Consider the following 17,464-nt stretch of genomic DNA (forward strand, 5'->3'; position numbering starts at 1 on the left):
AAGATGGATTTGTTGAAAATTCACAAAGTAAAGCACATTTATTATCGGCAATTCATCAAGTAATTGATAAAAGAAATCAATTGTATTACTTTCCTTCCTATGAAATTATGTTGGATGATTTACGTGAGTATCGTTTTTATAATAGTGATATGATTCACCCAAATGAAACAGCCATCAATTATATTTGGGAACATTTCCAACAGGTTTGGATTAATGAGAATACGTCTTCAATTATGAAAGAAGTTGATAGCATTCAAAAAGGATTGGCGCATAAACCTTTTAACCCAAATTCTGAACAGCATCAGCAATTTTTAATAAACTTAAATCAAAAAATTAAAGATTTAAATATTAATTTCTAACAAAAAAAGAGAAGTAAAAACTTCTCTTTTTTACGATTTATGTATTTAATCTTAATTTACAAATTTAGCAACATTTTGCCAAGGACCTCCATTTATCACATCAATACCTTGTTGTTTTAAAAAAGATGTAGCTTGCCCGCTTCTTGCTCCACTTCTACAAACTGCAATTACTTTTTTATTTAACTTTTTAATTTCTTCCACTTTTGCTGGAATAGAATTTAAAACAATATTTTTAGAACCTTTTACATGACCTTCACTAAACTCACCAACTGTCCTAACATCAATCACAATTGCACCGTCATTTAAATATTCTTCAATTGACGGTCCTTCTGTACTTCCTCCAAATAAACCAAAAAAACTCATTTCTTTAAATTTTAATTTTTGCGCAAATATAGAACAAATATTAACAATTAAAAGTAACAGTAATTACCCTTTATTTTTTGTAATCAAATTCATGCCATTATTTACAAGTTGTTCATAATTGCTATTTAATTTAATTTCAGACAGATACGCTACAACATCCGATTCAAATTTTGAATTTGAATTATAAATCAGTTCAAATATTTCTAATGGCAACAACCAATCTGATGGATAATTATCTTTAAGGTTTATAAATATTGAAGTTAATTTTTCAATATCTATATTCTTATTTATTCTAATTTCAGCTACTTTTTTATATAATTTATGCAACTTTAATTCTTGTTTACTATATATAATCTTATGTGTTTTTTCTTCAGAAACTTTTCCCATATTTTTGAAGGAATTTAATGAAGCTGGTCCTGCATATGCTGAAACAATTTCTTTCCCAATAGCCATATCGTAAATTCCCCATTCAGGTAGAAACAATATATTTTCATTTTGTTTGACAGTGCAGTTTTTAAATGAAATTAACAAAATTTTACCTTGTAAATCTCTTTTTCCTGTAATTACTTCCCCTTCAACTTTAATATTTCCTTCGAAAAGCAAGGTTGTTTTTTTGCCTTCATAAATTCCATACACTTCTAAATCTTTTGGAAACATATCTTCAATGGCTAAATTAATGCCTTTTAATTTACCAATCGGGCTTCCAAATCCTTCTGAATGATATTCAACTCCATGACCTATTAATTCCTTGTCTCTACTTGCCAAAGCTGTTGGGCCCGTTGTTTGAATATAAATAGGTGTATTATTTTCATCAGAAATTACATTGGTAAAAACTCCTGAAATTTGTATTCCAGTACTCAATTCTATCGTTCCTAAATTATTAGATTCAATTAGCTTTTTAACACCTTTTAATCCACCTTTTCTTAAAGCCATTTTATTAGCAAATTCTTCCAATATAAAACTTAAATGTGCGAAATCTGGAGTCACAAATAATTGAGGTTGAGGCTTCGTAATATCAAAATTTTGTGAAGCAGCATCAATAGTGTATGGTACTTTTTTTACCTTATCAGTTAAACATAATTTACTCTCCCCAATAGAAGAAAGTAATCCTGCCCCATAAATTTTAGGATTTTCCAACGTTCCAATAAGTCCATATTCAACCGTCCACCAATGTAAATTTCTAATTTGAGCCATTTCAGAAAGTTCACCCATATTCTTTTGAATTTCTTCAACTTTTTGCTGAGCATTATTAATAGCTTCTTCTGAAGAGCTTGGATCTTCTTTTAAAATAGAAAGTAAACGAATTGCTTCATATATTTCAAAATCTTTAGCTGAAGAAATAGCTTTACATCCTATTTCGCCAAATCTGCGTAAATATTCGGCATATTCAGGGTTTGCAATAATTGGCGCATGACCAGCTGCTTCATGTATAATATCAGGCGCAGGTGTATATTCAATATGTTCTAAAGTTCTAATATCTGAAGCTATTACCAATACATTATATGCCTGAAATTCCATAAAAGCATTAGGAGGAATAAACCCATCAACTGAAACTGCTGCCCAACCAATGTCTTTTAAAATCCTATTCATTCCTTCCATTTTCGGAATAATATCAACGGAAATCCCTGTTCTTTTTAAACCTTCTAAATACGATTCATGTGCAACTTTACTTAAATAATCAATATTCATTCGCATCACATACCGCCAAACAGCCTGATTTTGAGCTGTATAATTTTCATAAGGTTGTTTAACAATAAATTTATGTAAATGTTTAGGTAACTTTTTAGTTACTTCATTAAATTTTATTGCTTTTGTCATTTTTATTATTATTTTTTCCGGAAAGTTACAATTTTTAATATTTTTTACATTTATTTCTAAAAAAATTAAATTTGTATTTTTACGTATCACAAAAAAATCAAAAAATGAGAAGAGGCAATTCAAAAATTAAATTATTAATTGGTGCAGGTATTATATTATTTACACTTTTTCAATACTATTCTAAAAGTGAAATAAATGAATATACAGGTAAAAAGCAACACATTTCAATATCTACTGAAGATGAAGTTGCCATAGGTTTACAAAGTGCTCCCCAAATGGCGCAACAACACGGAGGGTTGTATCCTGATCAAAAGTATCAGCAATTTGTAGATCAAGTTGGAAGAAAACTGGTAAACAATAGTGTTGCTAAGCAAACAAATTATAAATATGACTTTCATTTATTGAAAGATGAACAAACAATAAATGCTTTTGCACTTCCCGGTGGTCAAATTTTTATTACGTATGCATTATTTTCAAAATTAGAAAATGAAGATCAATTGGCAGGTGTGTTAGGTCATGAAATTGGGCATGTTGTTGGGAGGCATTCAGCTGAACGTATGGCAAAACAAGGATTAACACAAGGTTTGTTAAGTGGTGTTGCTGTTGGTTTTGACCCAAGTACAGCTGAAGGTGCAGCCGCCATTGCAAATGTTATGAATTTGAGTTATGGTAGAGACGATGAATTGGAAAGTGATGATTTAGGTGTGAAATTTATGATTGATGCAGGCTACAATCCTTCTGAATTAATTGGTGTTATGGAAATTTTAAAAGCTGCAGCTGGTCCAAATAGAACTTCAGAAAGAATGAGTACGCATCCAGATCCAGAAAATAGAATTGAAAAAATAAAAGAAGCTATTGAAAAATATAAAAGTAATGAGTGAATTTAATGTATTCCTTTTTTTCTTCCAACTTCATTTCCGCAATCGTTTTAGTAATTTTCACACTAATTTAAGACCTAATAATAAAGCTCTTAAGTTGAATACTTCGTATATTTGGCATTCAAAAAATTAAAAAGAATTTAGAATGAATAAGAAAGTAATTTTAATGATTTTAGATGGTTGGGGAATTACTCAAGATCCAAAAGTTTCAGCAATTTTTAATGCAAAAACTTCTTATATAGATAGTTTATATCACAAATATGCCAATGCAAGTTTAAGAACTGATGGTGAACATGTTGGTTTACCTGAAGGACAAATGGGGAATAGTGAAGTTGGTCATATGAATTTAGGTGCTGGTAGAATTGTTTACCAAAACTTAGTTCGTATTAACATGGCAGTTAAAAATAAAACGCTTGGAACTGAAAAAGTATTATTAGATGCTCTTTCTTATGCAAAAGAAAACAATAAAAATATTCATTTATTAGGGCTGGTTTCTAATGGTGGAATTCATTCACATATTGATCATTTAAAAGGGTTGTTAGACGTTGCTGCTGAAAATAATGCAAAAAACGTGTATTTACACGCATTTACTGACGGAAGAGATTGTGATCCAAAATCAGGCGCATATTTTATCAACGAAACTCTAGAGCATATGGCTAAAACAACTGGTGAATTGGCTTCAATTACTGGTCGTTATTATTCAATGGATCGTGATAATCGTTGGGAACGTGTTAAAATAGCTTATGATGCTTTGGTAAATGCCGTTGGAACAAAATCTACAAATGCCATTAAAAGTATTGAAGAAAGTTATGCTAATAATGTGACTGATGAATTTATCAATCCTATTATCATGACCGATGAAAACGGAACTCCAAAAGCGCAAATAAAAGCAGATGATGTTATTATATTCTTCAATTACAGAACAGATAGAGGAAGAGAACTTACTGAAGTTTTAACACAAAAAGATTTTCCTGAATTTGGTATGAAAGCGTTGCCATTGCATTATACTACAATGACGAATTATGATGAGACTTTTAAAAATATCAATGTAATTTATAATACCGATAATTTAGAAGAAACACTTGGTGAAGTATTAGGAAAAGCTGGTAAAAAGCAAATTAGAATTGCTGAAACAGAAAAATATCCACATGTAACATTTTTCTTTTCTGGTGGAAGAGAAAAAGAATTTGAAGGTGAAAAACGAATCTTGTTGAATTCTCCAAAAGTTGCTACCTACGACTTACAACCAGAAATGAGTGCATTTGAAATTAGAGATGCTATTATTCCTGAATTAAATAAAAAAGAAGTAGATTTTGTATGTTTAAACTTTGCCAATGGAGATATGGTTGGACATACAGGCGTTATGGAAGCTGCAATAAAAGCTTGTGAGGCAGTTGATAAATGTGTTGAAGATGTTGTTAACGCAGCCATTGAAAACGATTATACAACTTTAATAATTGCCGATCACGGAAATTGTGAAACCATGATGAATCCTGATGGATCTCCTCATACGTCGCATACAACAAACCCAGTTCCTTTTATTTTAGTTGATAAAGATTTAAAAAATATTAAAGATGGTGTTTTAGGAGATATAGCTCCTACTATTTTAAAATTAATGGGAATAGAGCAACCAGCAGTAATGACACGCCATTCTTTGATATAATTTTCTAGATTTACTAAAATAAATTTAATAACATGAAAAAAACACTTTTAAGTTTAATGATATTCGCTACCATAAGTTGTGCTACTCAAAAAAAGGAAGCTACTGCTATAAAAGATGATGCAGGAAATTTAGTTGGAATTGCCAATAAAGAAAGTTTTCTTCAAGAACCTTATAACGCATGGTTCTCTCCAAATTATGATGAATACACTTCTAATAAAGAGGTTATAGAAAAACTAAAACCACTTTTGAAAAATGTAACTATAAAAGCTTTTATGGGAACTTGGTGTGGAGACAGCAAAGAACAAACACCTATTTTTTATAAAATTTTAGATGAAGCTAATTTTGACTATAACAATTTAAAATTAATAACAGTTAACAGAAGTAAAGCTACACCTGATAATTTACAAGAAGGATTTAACATAGAAAGAGTTCCTACTTTTATTTTTTACAAAGATGGAAATGAAATTGGCCGTTTTGTTGAATATCCAAGAGAAACTGTTGAAGAAGATATGCTAAAAATTGTAAGTGGTGAACCTTATAAACATTCATACGAAGAATAACATTCTTAGCTAAAAATATAAGCCGATAATCAAAAAAATGATTATCGGCTTTTTTATGGTTGAATTTAAAAGTTCTATTAACTTGTTGCTTCAAAATATTCTCTATCCATTCTTTCTCTATGATCAGGATGAGAAATTTTTATTAATTCCGAAACACGTTGCTCAATTGTTTTTCCATATAAGTTAGCAACACCATATTCCGTAACAACATATTGCACATGTGCCCTAGTTGTAACCACACCTGCTCCAGTGTTTAAAAATGGCACAATTCTACTAATTCCTTTATTTGTTTGCGATGGCAATGCAATAATTGCCTTACCTCCTTCACTTAATGAAGCTCCTCTAATAAAATCCATTTGACCACCAACACCTGAGAACATATTTGCACCAATAGAATCTGCACAAACCTGCCCAGTTAAATCTACTTGAATAGCCGAATTAATAGCTACCATCTTTGGGTTTTGTCTAATATTTGCAACGTTATTAGTATAATCACAAGAACGCATTTCAATAAATGGATTGTCATCAACGTAGTCATACAAACGTTTAGATCCTCCTAAAAAAGTTGTTAAAGCTCTCCCTGCATTTATCCCTTTATAGTTACCATTAATTACATCCTTTAAAATTAAATCTATTACACCATCTGAAAACATTTCAGTATGTAACCCTAAATCTTTATGATTTCCTAAGCGCGACAAAACTGCATTTGGAATAGAGCCAATTCCCATTTGCAAGGTGCTTCTATCTTCTATTAATTGCGCTATATGATCACCTATTTTACTTTCAATCGCTGTTGGTTCAGGCATATGAAATTCGTGAATTGGAGCACTTTCTTCAACAAAAGTATCTAATTCTGAAATATGGATAAGTCCTTCCCCATGAACTCTTGGCATTTGATCATTTATTTGAGCTATTACATGTTTTGCATTTTCAATAACTGCTAAAATAGCTTCTACTGAAACTCCCAATGAACAATAACCGTGCTTATCTGGCGTAGAAACTTGAATTAATGCAACATCAACCGGTAAAACATTTCTCTTAAATAAATTAGGTACCTCGCTTAAAAAAACTGGGGTATAAGATCCATTTCCTGCTTTTAAAGTATGACGTACATTTTTACCAATAAAAAGTGAATTCACATGAAAACTATTAATGTACTTTGGATCTGCATATTTAGCTTCCCCTTCAATATGTAAATGACAAACTTCAACATTTCTAAGTTCCTCATGTCTTGCAGACATTGCATCCATCAAAATTTGGGGTGCAGCTGCTGCAGCTTGGATATATACTCTATCTCCTGATTTTATTACTTTTACAGCATCTTCTGCTGTTACTGCTTTATACATAATTAAGTTATTGACTGTTATCTTACAAAAATACTAAGGATTTAATAAAATAACACTGTCAAATATCATCTTTTTTACATTTTATTCAAAATACTTATATTACACTAGACATTCTAATATTCTTTTTTTTTGATTTACCTTTGCAAAACAAATTTTATGATTAAATGATAGTAATTAAAACTCGTGAAGAGATAGAATTAATGCGTGAAAGTGCCTTAATTGTATCCAAAACTTTAGGAATGCTAGCGAAAGAGGTAAAACCTGGAGTTACTACTTTATATTTAGATAAATTAGCAGAAGAATTTATAAGAGACCACCAGGCAATACCTGGATTTTTAGGATTGTACGATTTCCCTAACACCCTATGTATGAGCCCTAATGCTCAAATAGTACATGGGATTCCAAATGATAAACCTATGCAAAATGGAGATATTATCTCTATTGACTGTGGTGCCTTAAAGAATGGTTTTTATGGTGATCACGCTTATACTTTTGAAGTAGGAGATGTTGCTTTAGAAACAAAAAAATTATTACAAATCACTAAAGAGAGTTTATACGCTGGTATTCGTGAATTTAAAACAGGAAACAGAGTTGGTGATGTAGGTTTTGCCATTCAAAACTATTGCGAAAAACGAGGTTACGGAATTGTTAGAGAACTAGTTGGTCATGGTTTAGGACAATTAATGCATGAAGATCCTGAAATGCCAAACTATGGAAAAAGAGGTAGAGGTAAAAAGTTTGTTGAAGGTATGGTTGTTGCTATTGAGCCAATGGTAAATATGGGAACACATCAAATTAACCAATTAAAAGATGGTTGGACAATCTTAACAAAAGATGGAAAACCTAGTGCACATTTTGAACATGATGTTGCAATTGTAAATGGAAAACCAGAACTACTTTCAACGTTTAAATATATATATGAAGCCTTGGGAATTGAAAGTAACGAAGAAGATGAGTTTAGACAATAAGCACTAAAAATGTAACTCTTGAAAAAGCTCTTTAAGTTTATTTTAAATACCATTCCTAGACCTATTTTAATAAAAGTTAGTTATTGGGTAAGCCCATTAATTTCATTTTATTTAAAAGGAACAACTTATACTGACCCAATAGATGGTAAAAGTTTTCGTAAATTTTTACCTTATGGTTATGGTGTTCAACGTTCAAATGCATTATCACCAAGTACACTTTCATTAGAACGCCATAGATTACTTTGGTTGTATTTAAAAAATGAAACTGACTTTTTTACAGCACCTAAAAAAGTATTGCATATTGCGCCCGAACAATGTTTTTTAAAGCTATTTAAAAAACAAAAAAATTTAGACTATACAACTGCCGATTTATATTCTCCAATTGCTGATGTAAAAGCTGATATTTGCGATTTGCCTTTTGAAGAAAATTCATTTGATATTGTTTTTTCTAATCACGTTTTAGAACATATTGAAGATGATAAAAAAGCAATGAGTGAATTATTTAGAGTTTTAAAACCTGACGGAATGGGTATTTTTCAAATTCCACAAGATTTAAGTTTAGAAAACACTTATGAAGATTTTTCAATTAAATCAAAAGAAGAACGCAAAAAACATTTTGGACAATATGACCATGTGCGTATTTATGGACGAGATTATTTTGATCGCTTACGAAACGTAGGATTTAAAGTAAATGAAATAGATTATTCTAAAACAATTTCAAAGGATTTAGTAAAAAAATATTGTTTAGTTAAAGGTGAAATTTTACCTGTTTGTTTAAAATAGATTAATTATCAAAATTAGCAGACTTATATGTTTGCAATTCGCCGTTTTCATTAGCATAAATTAAAAATGCTTTTAATTCACTGTGAATCTTCAAAAAATCTTTAGTCTTTTCTAACCCCATAGCCATAAATGCAGTGGCATAACCATCAACATCAGCACAATCTGATTTTGAAATAACAGAAGCACTTAACAAATTACTTGCGGTTGCATAACCCGTTTTGGTATTTATGGTGTGAACATATTTTTTCCCATCTTCAGCTATTCTATATTTTCTATAATTCCCTGAAGTTGCCATAGATTCATTTTGAAGTTGAATGGTTGTCATAAAAGAACGAGTGCCATCTATATTTGGATTTTCTATGGCTATTTTCCATGCTTCACCATTTTGATTTAAGCCTCTCGCTCTAATTTCACCGCCAATTTCTACCATATAGTTTGCAATATTATTAGCTTCAAATAACTTACTAACCTCATCTACCAAGGATCCTTTAGCAATTGCATTGAAATCAAAATAAATTTCAGGAAATACTTTTTTAATTTTTCCATGAACCAAACTCACTTTATTAAAACCTACAAAATTTAATAATTCCTTAATTTTAACTGAATCTAAATTTTCAATTGGCTTTTCCGGACCAAATCCCCAAGCGTTTACTAATATTCCAACAGTAGGATCAAAAACACCATCAGTTTCTACATAAATTTTGGAAGATTTAGTGAAAACAGTCTTAAAAACTGCATCTATTACAACTGTGGTGTCACCATTATTAATTTTTGAAATATCAGAAGTAGAAATGTATGTTGAAACCGATTTATTTACAGCCTTAATAATGCTATCTATTTTAGTTTCATAAGTGATATTTGAATTATCTAAATATCTTATTGAAAACGTTGTCCCAATGGCATTTCCTTCAATAGTTTTTAACTTATTTTCTTTATTACAAGAAATAAATCCTGCAAATATTAACAAAAATATATAATTTTTTAGTATATTGATTTTCATAAATTTTAATTGAAAGAATAGCTACAAATATAATATGAAAAAATTTCTTAAATTCTTCTTAAATATTTTTTTAAATATATTATTGTAATCATCTTTTAGTTAATTTTACACAAAAATAAAACAACTTATAACTTATGAAAAAACTATTGGTATTGTTAATCACAACTTCAGTTGTGTTAAGTTCATGTGTATCTAAAAAACAATACACAGAATTGGAAGGGAATTACGCTAAAAAAAGCCAGGAATTAGTAGATACTAAAGCTGACTTAATGAAATGTAGAATTGAAGGCGAAGGTAGAGTTACAGCTTTAACACAACAAGTGGATGATTTAAAAAAGGACAAAGCAAAATCGTTAGAAAATGTTGATAATTTAATGGTAATATCAAAATCAGCATCTGATAACATTAAAGAGACTTTAGCTCAAATGAGTAAAAAGGATGAGTATATTAAACACATCCAAAAGGCAATGAATAAAAAGGATTCTATTAATTTAGCTTTAGGATTTCAGTTGAAAAAAGTCTTAAAAGATGGATTTAATGATGAAGACATTGAGGTTAATGTTGAAAAAACCGTAGTTTACATTTCTATTGCAGACAGATTGCTATTTAAAAGCGGAAGTCACGTAATTTCTAGTGAAGCTAAAAGAGTGCTTAAAAAAGTTGCTGACGTAATTGCAGCACAACCAGATTTAGAAGTTATGGTTGAAGGTTATACAGACAATAATCCAATTAGTACAGTAGACATGAAAGACAACTGGGATTTAAGTGTTAAACGTTCTACAGCTGTTGTAAGAGTTTTACAAGACGACTTTAAAATTGCTCCAGATCGTTTAGTGGCAGCTGGTAGAGGTGAGTATAAACCACTTGCAACTAATGAAACTGTTGAAGGTAGATCTAAAAATAGAAGAACTAGAATCGTTCTAATGCCAAAATTAGATCAATTCTTTAAATTGCTTGAAAACAAAATTGAGTAATTAGATTGATTTTATAAAACAAAAAAACCACGCCAATTGGCGTAGTTTTTTTGTTTTATCTTAAACACTTATTTCAAAAATACTTAGTTTAGCTCTACATCTAAAAGCTGTAAACCTTCATATTGCAATAAGTATTCTTCATTCAAATTGGGAAATCTAGTTTTATCTACCTTGCTACCAATTCCAACACCTGCAAATAACACCTTAGCATCATTAATTCTAGCATGATTTTTAAAGGTCTCCATCCAAATAACATCAAATTCCATTGCAAATTCTGAAATTGGACCTACTTTAACTATTACAAAATAACGTATGCTATTCTTATCAATACACACAAATTGGGGGTTTCTTTTTAATTGGCTATTCACTGCAATAAACTCATAACTCTTGTTTTCTAAATCTTTCCCAACTACATTCATAGCAAGGTTGTGTATTTCTTGTTTTGTAAGTTGTCTGCTCATTTTTAATAAAGATTAAATAAAAAAAATCCGATACAAAAGTACCGGATTTTAATTTATTATAAAACACATCTATAAACTTAGTGTGCCAAGTTAGTTCTAAAAAAAGTTACCCACCAAAGTCATCAAAGCGAATATTCTCATCAGCTAAACCAAAGTCTTCACCCATTTTTTGAACTGCTTTATTCATTAATGGAGGTCCACAGAAATATAATTCTAAATCTTCTGGAGACTCGTGTTTAGATAAATATTCATCTATAACAGCTTGGTGTACAAATCCTGTAAATCCGTCACCTTCTTTATCTGTAAAATCCTTTTTATTTACCCAATTATCTTCTGGCATTGGTTCTGATAACACCAAATAAAATCTAAAGTTAGGGAACTCTTTTTCTAACTTTAAAAAATGTTCTGAATAAAATAATTCACGTTTTGAACGTCCACCATACCAATATGTTACTGTTCTACCAGTTTTAAGGGTATTGAATAAATGATATAAATGAGAACGCATTGGAGCCATACCTGCACCACCACCAACGTATAACATTTCAGAATCAGAATCATTAATAAAGAATTCTCCATAAGGACCTGATATTGTAACTTTATCACCTGCTTTACGAGAGAAAATATAAGATGAAGCAACACCTGGGTTTACACTCATCCAACCATTCTTAGCTCTATCCCAAGGTGGCGTTGCAATACGAACATTTAACATAATTTCTCTCCCTTCTGCAGGGTAAGAAGCCATAGAGTATGCTCTTTCAACTTGTTCTTTATTTGACATTTTAAGGTCCCATAAACCAAATTTATCCCACTCCATTTGAAACTTATCAGCAGTTTCATGTTCTTCCGGATGTGCAGTAATATCTATATCCTTAAAATCAACCTCACAAGCAGGGATTTCTATCTGAATATAACCACCCGCTTTGTAACCCATATCTTCAGGGATTTCAACAACAAATTCTTTAATAAATGATGCTACATTGTAATTTCTTACAACTGTTGCTTCCCATTTTTTTATTCCAAATACTTCTTCTGGAATAGAAATATCCATATTTTGTTTTACTTTAACCTGACAAGCTAAACGAGCTCCATCTTTTAACTCTTTACGAGTAAAATGTGGTGTTTCTGTAGGTAATGCTTCACCTCCACCAGAGTGGACATGACATTCACATTGAATACAAGTACCACCACCACCACAGGCTGATGGTAGAAATATTTTAGAATTTCCTAAAGTTGAAAGCAATGAACTTCCAGACGGAACTTCAATTTCTTTTTCTCCGTTAATTGTAATTTTTACAGGCCCAGATGGTGCCAATTTTTGTTTTACAACTAACAAAAGTGCTACTAATAAAAGTGTGATAACTAAAAATGCAATAACTGTTACTGCAATAATTCCCATGGTATTTATAGCTACTATCATTATTCTTCAATAATTTCAGGTTCAATAATTGTTGTACTGTCAATCACAGTTTCAACCTCTTCAGTTAATGTTATTTCTTCTATAGCTGCTGCAGTTTCAATAGCTGCAGTTTCATTTGATTCTGGTTCTTCACCACCCGTTAGCATACCACCAAAACTCATAAATCCAATGGCCATTAAACCTGTAATAATAAAAGTTATTCCTAAACCTCTTAGAGGTGCTGGTACGTTTGAATATCTAATTTTTTCACGAATAGCAGCAATAGCCAAAATAGCTAAAAACCATCCAATTCCTGAGCTTATTCCATAATTAAAAGCTAAACCTAATGTTTCAATTTCACGAGATTGCATAAATAACGAACCTCCTAAAATTGCACAGTTTACTGCAATTAATGGTAAAAATATTCCTAATGAATTATACAGTGCAGGAGAAAATTTCTCAACAATAATTTCAACTAATTGCACCATAGTAGCAATAGTAGCAATAAACATGATAAATGAAAGAAAACTTAAATCATATTCCGCATATTCTTCACCTAACCAACTAAGAGCACCTTCTTGTAATAAATATTGATCTAACAACCAGTTTAAGGGCACTGTTATAGCCATTACAAATATTACTGCAGCTCCTAAACCAACAGCTGTAGATACTTTTTTAGATACAGCCAAGTATGAACACATTCCTAAGAATGTAGCAAACACCATATTATCTATAAATATTGCCTTAAAAAATAATTCTATATGTTCCATATTATCTAGTTATCTTCAATTAATGATGTATTTCTAGCGCGTTGAACCCAAATAATAATTCCTAAAGTTATTAATGCCATTGGCGCTAATAACATAAAGCCATTATTTTCGTATCCATAAGCGTAAACTCCTGTTTTTTCAATTGAGTCACCTAATACTTTAAATCCAAGTAAAGTTCCTGAGCCTAAAAGTTCTCTAAAGAATCCAACAATTATTAAAATTACGCCATACCCTAATGAATTTCCTATACCATCTAAGAAAGACCTCCATGGACCATTTGCTAATGCAAATGCCTCAAAACGTCCCATGATAATACAGTTTGTAATAATTAATCCAACAAAAACAGATAATGTTTTACTCAATTCATAAGCAAATGCTTTTAAAATTAAATCAACAATAATTACAAGTGTTGCAACAACAATTAATTGAACTATAATTCTAATTTTTGATGGTATAATATTTCTCATTAAAGAAATAACTACGTTTCCTAAAGCTAAAACAAATAATACTGCCACAGACATTACTATTGATGCTTTTAAATCGGCAGTAATTGCTAAAGCTGAACAAATTCCTAAAACCTGAATAGTTATAGGGTTATTATCCGCTAATGGATCTGTTATTAATTTTGCGTCTTTTTTTGATAAAAGTCCCATAAATTATTGTTTTAATGTTTTTAAATAAGGCAAATATAATTTCAAATCCTTCTTAAGCATTGCTGAAATTCCATCACCAGTAATAGTTGCACCAGCAATAGCATCTACTTCATAATCGGTTTTATCTAAGTTTTTAGGATCAGAATTCCCTTTTGCGGCTGTAATTCCTTTAAAAGTATCACCATCTAAAAAATGTTCTCCTTTAAAATCATCCATAAAAAAACGTTCTTTAATGTTTGACCCTAATCCTGGAGTTTCTCCCGCATGATCAAAGAAAACACCTTGAACTACTAAATCTGTATCCAGCGCAACATATCCCCAAACAGCATCCCATAGTCCTTTTCCTCTTACAGGGATTATGTAAAATGTTGCATTATCCTTCTCACCAATAAAAAATGGCAATCTACGTTGGTAGTTAGGATTTTTAGCTGCTGTAGTTTCTTTTTTAATATCTATCAAATACGCTTTTGGGTCTTCAACAGCTTCAGTGCCAGTTATTACAAATTGCTTCGTAATATATTTTGAAAATTCTTGACCAACAATTGCTTTAGAAACAAATTCTACACTGGTTTCGTCATTTTCATTAACACCCATTGCATATAAAATATTTTGTTGCTTTTCTATACGCTTATTCTCTGTTATTTGCTCTTTAAAATAAGAAGCCACAAAAGCGAGTAATGCTCCAACTATTACAACCATTCCAGTTGCAAACACTACTGTATAAACGTTACTATCAGTATTTCTTGCCATTGTTACGCTGTTTTAGTTTTTAAACGTTTTAATCTTCTTTTAACATTTCCTTGAACCACATAATGGTCTATTGTTGGTGAAAACACGTTCATCAATAGAATTGCTAACATTACACCTTCTGGATATGCTGGATTAAATACACGAATCATAATTGAAATAAACCCAATTAAAAAACCATAAATCCATTTTCCTTTATTCGTTTGTGAAGCAGTAACAGGATCTGTTGCCATATAAACAATACCAAATGCCAGTCCTCCTATTAATAGGTGACGCCAATACTCTGTACTCATTAAACTATAAAATTTGCTTCCTTCATTTATCCAACCTGCATCTACAACACCGTTAAATATAAGTCCCATTACTAATGCTCCTATAACGGCAGATAACATGATTCTCCAACTTCCAACTTTGGTAAATATTAAATATAAACCTCCCAATACTATTAAAAATGTTGATGTTTCTCCAACTGAACCTGGTATAAAACCGAAGAACATATCAGATACTGAATACACAATTTCTTTCCCTTGGGCCAAACTTCCTAAAATAGTTTCACCAGAAATGGCATCTAAATTGGCGCCTTTAGCCATTTCATTCGCTCTTTCAACTGCACCAGTCACCCATACTTTATCTCCACTCATCCAAGTAGGATAAGCAAAGAATAAAAATGCCCTAATAGTTAATGCTGGATTTAAGATATTCATTCCCGTACCGCCAAATACTTCTTTTCCTATTACTACTCCAAAAGCAACTGCAACTGCAAGCATCCAAAGCGGTGTGTCAATTGGTATAATTAATGGAACTAACATTCCTGAAACAAAATAACCCTCTTCTACTTCGTGGTTATTAATTGTTGCAAAAATAACTTCAATTCCTAAACCAACAACATATGAAACAAGTAATAGAGGAACTAATTTTATAGCTCCAATTAAGAAATTATCAAAATTCCAAAAATTACTACTTAGAAATGACATACCATCTTGATATCCATTAATTGCAATATTTTGTTGAAACCCAACATTAAACATTGCAAAAATTAATATCGGAATTAAAGGTATTATAACATTTGTCATAGTACGCTTTAAATCATCAGCTCCTTTTATATGACCTCCTGAATGTGTTGTCTCATTTGGTGTATACACGAAAGTATGAAAAGCGGAATAAGCAGATAACCACTTTTTACCCTTTCCTTTTTCTTTTATATTATGTAATTTTTCTTTTAATCCCATAATCTTATCCTATTTCTTTTAACATTAAGTCTAAGCCTTTTCTTATAATTTCTTGATGTGGCTGTTTAGAAACACATACAAATTCTGTTAAGGCAAAATCCTCTGGTGCAACTTCGTACATTCCTAAACTCTCCATTTCATCTAAATCTTTATACAAACAAGCTTTTAATACTTGCATTGGATACATATCTAAAGGAAAAACTTCTTCATAGTTACCTGTAACTACAAATGCTCTATGCTCCCCGTTTGTATTGGTATTTAAATCAAACTTTTTATTAGGAAACAACCAAGAAAAAGTTAATGCTCTTGATGTTGAGATCTTATTAAAAACAGGCATTGTCCAACCAAAAAACTCATAATCATCACCTTCAGGAATTACCGTTACCATATTATTATAGTAGCCTAAGTTTCCTTTTAAGTTTTGAGTAGTTCCAGTTAAAACATTTCCGCTAATAATTCTTGAATTTCCTTCTTTTAATTTACCCTCAACAATTGAAGAAATAGTAGCGCCAATTTTAGTTTTGTAATATTTAGGTGCTTTAACAAATGAGCCCGCCAAAGCAATAATACGTTCAGCATTAAATTTACCTGTTAATAGCAGTTCACCAATAATAACCAAGTCTTGTGGCTCTATAGTCCAAACAACTTCGCCTTTATTTACTGGATCAATTTTTGCAATTTGAGTACCAACATTCCCTGAAGGATGTGGCCCTGAAACTTTATGCAATGTAATATTGTTTAACCCGTCAAAAGGTGAGTTTGCATTTTTCCCTACAGAGACATGAACTTCACCTGAAGTTAATTTACTTAAAGCAGTAACTGCTGCTTGTAACTCATTTTCTTTTCCTGCCAAAACATAATCGTAATTAGCAGCTAAAGGAGCACTTGCATAGGCAGAAATAAAAATTGCTTTAGGTGTTTTTGTCGGATTTGCAATTACAGCATAAGGTCTTTGCATTATAAATGGCCAACAACCTGATGCTAACAAGTGGTTTTTAATGGCATCAGCTTTCATTGTTTTTGGGTCTTTTATCCCAAAATCAAAAAATTGTTGCTCACTATCAGCTTGAATCTTAATTGCTAATATTTTTCTTTTTTCACCACGTACAATGTCAATTACTTCACCACTTACTGGAGAAGGAAATTTCATTTCCTCATTCGCTTTATTATAAAAAACTGATTCACCAGCTTTTAATTTTTCGCCAACTTTTACTGATAATTTTGGAATAATACTGTGGAAGTCTTCAGGCTTTAATGTAAAAACATTACTAGATAAGGCATTCTCGGTAATTTTTTCAGATTCACCTTTTAGCTTAATATCTAAACCTTTTTTAATTTGAATGTCCTGTGACATATTTATAGTTTAATTAATAGTCTTTAAAAACGGAGCAAAAATAACAATTTCTAACTTATGATGTATGATTTTTATCATGTTTTTATGTAACATTTATAATCATTTAAAATGCAAATTAGTTTTATTACTTTTACATTTACCT

General features: G+C 30.9%; 18 protein-coding genes. 7 read left to right on the plus strand and 11 right to left on the minus strand.

What is annotated here, in order from left to right; all coding sequences use genetic code 11:
- The coding region (locus ABY863_RS06410) for a GSCFA domain-containing protein (RefSeq protein ID WP_372793431.1) at nucleotides 1-359 on the plus strand (359 nt) is incomplete at its 5' end.
- Nucleotides 360-410: 51 nt separating this feature from the next.
- Here ABY863_RS06410 and ABY863_RS06415 read toward each other — a convergent pair.
- Entirely contained in the window at nucleotides 411-722 is a 312-nt protein-coding gene (locus ABY863_RS06415; protein WP_372793432.1) for a rhodanese-like domain-containing protein, read from the minus strand.
- Between the two features lie 63 nt (nucleotides 723-785).
- On the minus strand, nucleotides 786-2,540 hold the full coding sequence (locus tag ABY863_RS06420) for an aromatic amino acid hydroxylase (protein ID WP_372793433.1): 1,755 nt from the start codon (nucleotides 2,538-2,540) through the stop codon (nucleotides 786-788).
- A 104-nt stretch (nucleotides 2,541-2,644) separates the two neighbouring features.
- Between ABY863_RS06420 and ABY863_RS06425 the strand changes: the two genes are divergently transcribed.
- The 3 genes from ABY863_RS06425 (at nucleotide 2,645) to ABY863_RS06435 (ending at nucleotide 5,641) form a co-directional block, all read left to right on the plus strand.
- Nucleotides 2,645-3,421 carry a M48 family metalloprotease gene (locus tag ABY863_RS06425; RefSeq protein WP_372793434.1) on the plus strand — a complete coding sequence of 259 codons (777 nt, stop codon included), beginning with the start codon at nucleotides 2,645-2,647 and terminating at the stop codon, nucleotides 3,419-3,421.
- A 142-nt stretch (nucleotides 3,422-3,563) separates the two neighbouring features.
- Complete coding sequence (gene gpmI, locus ABY863_RS06430; protein ID WP_372793435.1) at nucleotides 3,564-5,081, plus strand: 2,3-bisphosphoglycerate-independent phosphoglycerate mutase; 1,518 nt, start codon at nucleotides 3,564-3,566, stop codon at nucleotides 5,079-5,081.
- A 32-nt stretch (nucleotides 5,082-5,113) separates the two neighbouring features.
- Nucleotides 5,114-5,641: a thioredoxin family protein gene (locus ABY863_RS06435; RefSeq protein ID WP_372793436.1), complete on the plus strand. Its 528-nt coding sequence runs from the start codon at nucleotides 5,114-5,116 to the stop codon at nucleotides 5,639-5,641.
- A gap of 77 nt (nucleotides 5,642-5,718) precedes the next feature.
- Here ABY863_RS06435 and ABY863_RS06440 read toward each other — a convergent pair whose 3' ends face one another.
- Complete coding sequence (locus tag ABY863_RS06440) at nucleotides 5,719-6,987, minus strand: acetyl-CoA hydrolase/transferase family protein (RefSeq protein WP_372793437.1); 1,269 nt, start codon at nucleotides 6,985-6,987, stop codon at nucleotides 5,719-5,721.
- A 164-nt stretch (nucleotides 6,988-7,151) separates the two neighbouring features.
- Here ABY863_RS06440 and map point away from each other — a divergent pair, with 164 nt between their 5' ends.
- The gene (gene map, locus ABY863_RS06445; RefSeq protein WP_372793438.1) at nucleotides 7,152-7,955 is read left to right on the plus strand and encodes a type I methionyl aminopeptidase; all 804 of its coding nucleotides are present in this window, start codon (nucleotides 7,152-7,154) and stop codon (nucleotides 7,953-7,955) included.
- An 18-nt stretch (nucleotides 7,956-7,973) separates the two neighbouring features.
- Complete coding sequence (locus tag ABY863_RS06450; protein WP_372793439.1) at nucleotides 7,974-8,738, plus strand: class I SAM-dependent methyltransferase; 765 nt, start codon at nucleotides 7,974-7,976, stop codon at nucleotides 8,736-8,738.
- A 1-nt stretch (nucleotide 8,739) separates the two neighbouring features.
- On the opposite strand, the gene ABY863_RS06455 is transcribed toward ABY863_RS06450, so the two are convergent.
- Nucleotides 8,740-9,738 (minus strand): FAD:protein FMN transferase, encoded by a 999-nt coding sequence (locus ABY863_RS06455; RefSeq protein WP_372793440.1) that lies wholly within the window; start codon nucleotides 9,736-9,738, stop codon nucleotides 8,740-8,742.
- A gap of 134 nt (nucleotides 9,739-9,872) precedes the next feature.
- Here ABY863_RS06455 and ABY863_RS06460 point away from each other — a divergent pair, with 134 nt between their 5' ends.
- On the plus strand, nucleotides 9,873-10,712 hold the full coding sequence (locus tag ABY863_RS06460; protein WP_372793441.1) for a flagellar motor protein MotB: 840 nt from the start codon (nucleotides 9,873-9,875) through the stop codon (nucleotides 10,710-10,712).
- 83 nt (nucleotides 10,713-10,795) lie between these two features.
- Here the strand turns inward: ABY863_RS06460 and ABY863_RS06465 are convergent, their stop codons facing one another.
- The 7 genes from ABY863_RS06465 to ABY863_RS06495 form a co-directional block, all read right to left on the minus strand.
- Nucleotides 10,796-11,173, minus strand: a complete 378-nt coding sequence (locus ABY863_RS06465) for a Na(+)-translocating NADH-quinone reductase subunit F (RefSeq protein ID WP_372793442.1) — start codon at nucleotides 11,171-11,173, stop codon at nucleotides 10,796-10,798.
- Between the two features lie 106 nt (nucleotides 11,174-11,279).
- Entirely contained in the window at nucleotides 11,280-12,590 is a 1,311-nt protein-coding gene (gene nqrF / locus ABY863_RS06470; protein ID WP_372793443.1) for an NADH:ubiquinone reductase (Na(+)-transporting) subunit F, read from the minus strand.
- Entirely contained in the window at nucleotides 12,590-13,339 is a 750-nt protein-coding gene (nqrE, locus tag ABY863_RS06475; protein ID WP_372793444.1) for an NADH:ubiquinone reductase (Na(+)-transporting) subunit E, read from the minus strand. Before nqrE ends, nqrF begins: the two co-directional genes overlap by 1 nt.
- A gap of 5 nt (nucleotides 13,340-13,344) precedes the next feature.
- Nucleotides 13,345-13,992: an NADH:ubiquinone reductase (Na(+)-transporting) subunit D gene (locus ABY863_RS06480; RefSeq protein WP_372793445.1), complete on the minus strand. Its 648-nt coding sequence runs from the start codon at nucleotides 13,990-13,992 to the stop codon at nucleotides 13,345-13,347.
- 3 nt (nucleotides 13,993-13,995) lie between these two features.
- Entirely contained in the window at nucleotides 13,996-14,742 is a 747-nt protein-coding gene (locus tag ABY863_RS06485; RefSeq protein WP_372793446.1) for a Na(+)-translocating NADH-quinone reductase subunit C, read from the minus strand.
- Nucleotides 14,743-14,744: 2 nt separating this feature from the next.
- A complete protein-coding gene (locus ABY863_RS06490) occupies nucleotides 14,745-15,968 on the minus strand; it encodes an NADH:ubiquinone reductase (Na(+)-transporting) subunit B (RefSeq protein WP_372793447.1) in 1,224 nt (407 codons plus the stop codon).
- A 4-nt stretch (nucleotides 15,969-15,972) separates the two neighbouring features.
- On the minus strand, nucleotides 15,973-17,322 hold the full coding sequence (locus ABY863_RS06495; RefSeq protein ID WP_372793448.1) for a Na(+)-translocating NADH-quinone reductase subunit A: 1,350 nt from the start codon (nucleotides 17,320-17,322) through the stop codon (nucleotides 15,973-15,975).
- Nucleotides 17,323-17,464: the final 142 nt, after the last annotated feature.

Source organism: Lutibacter sp. (assembly GCF_041562875.1).
Lineage (GTDB): Bacteria > Bacteroidota > Bacteroidia > Flavobacteriales > Flavobacteriaceae > Lutibacter.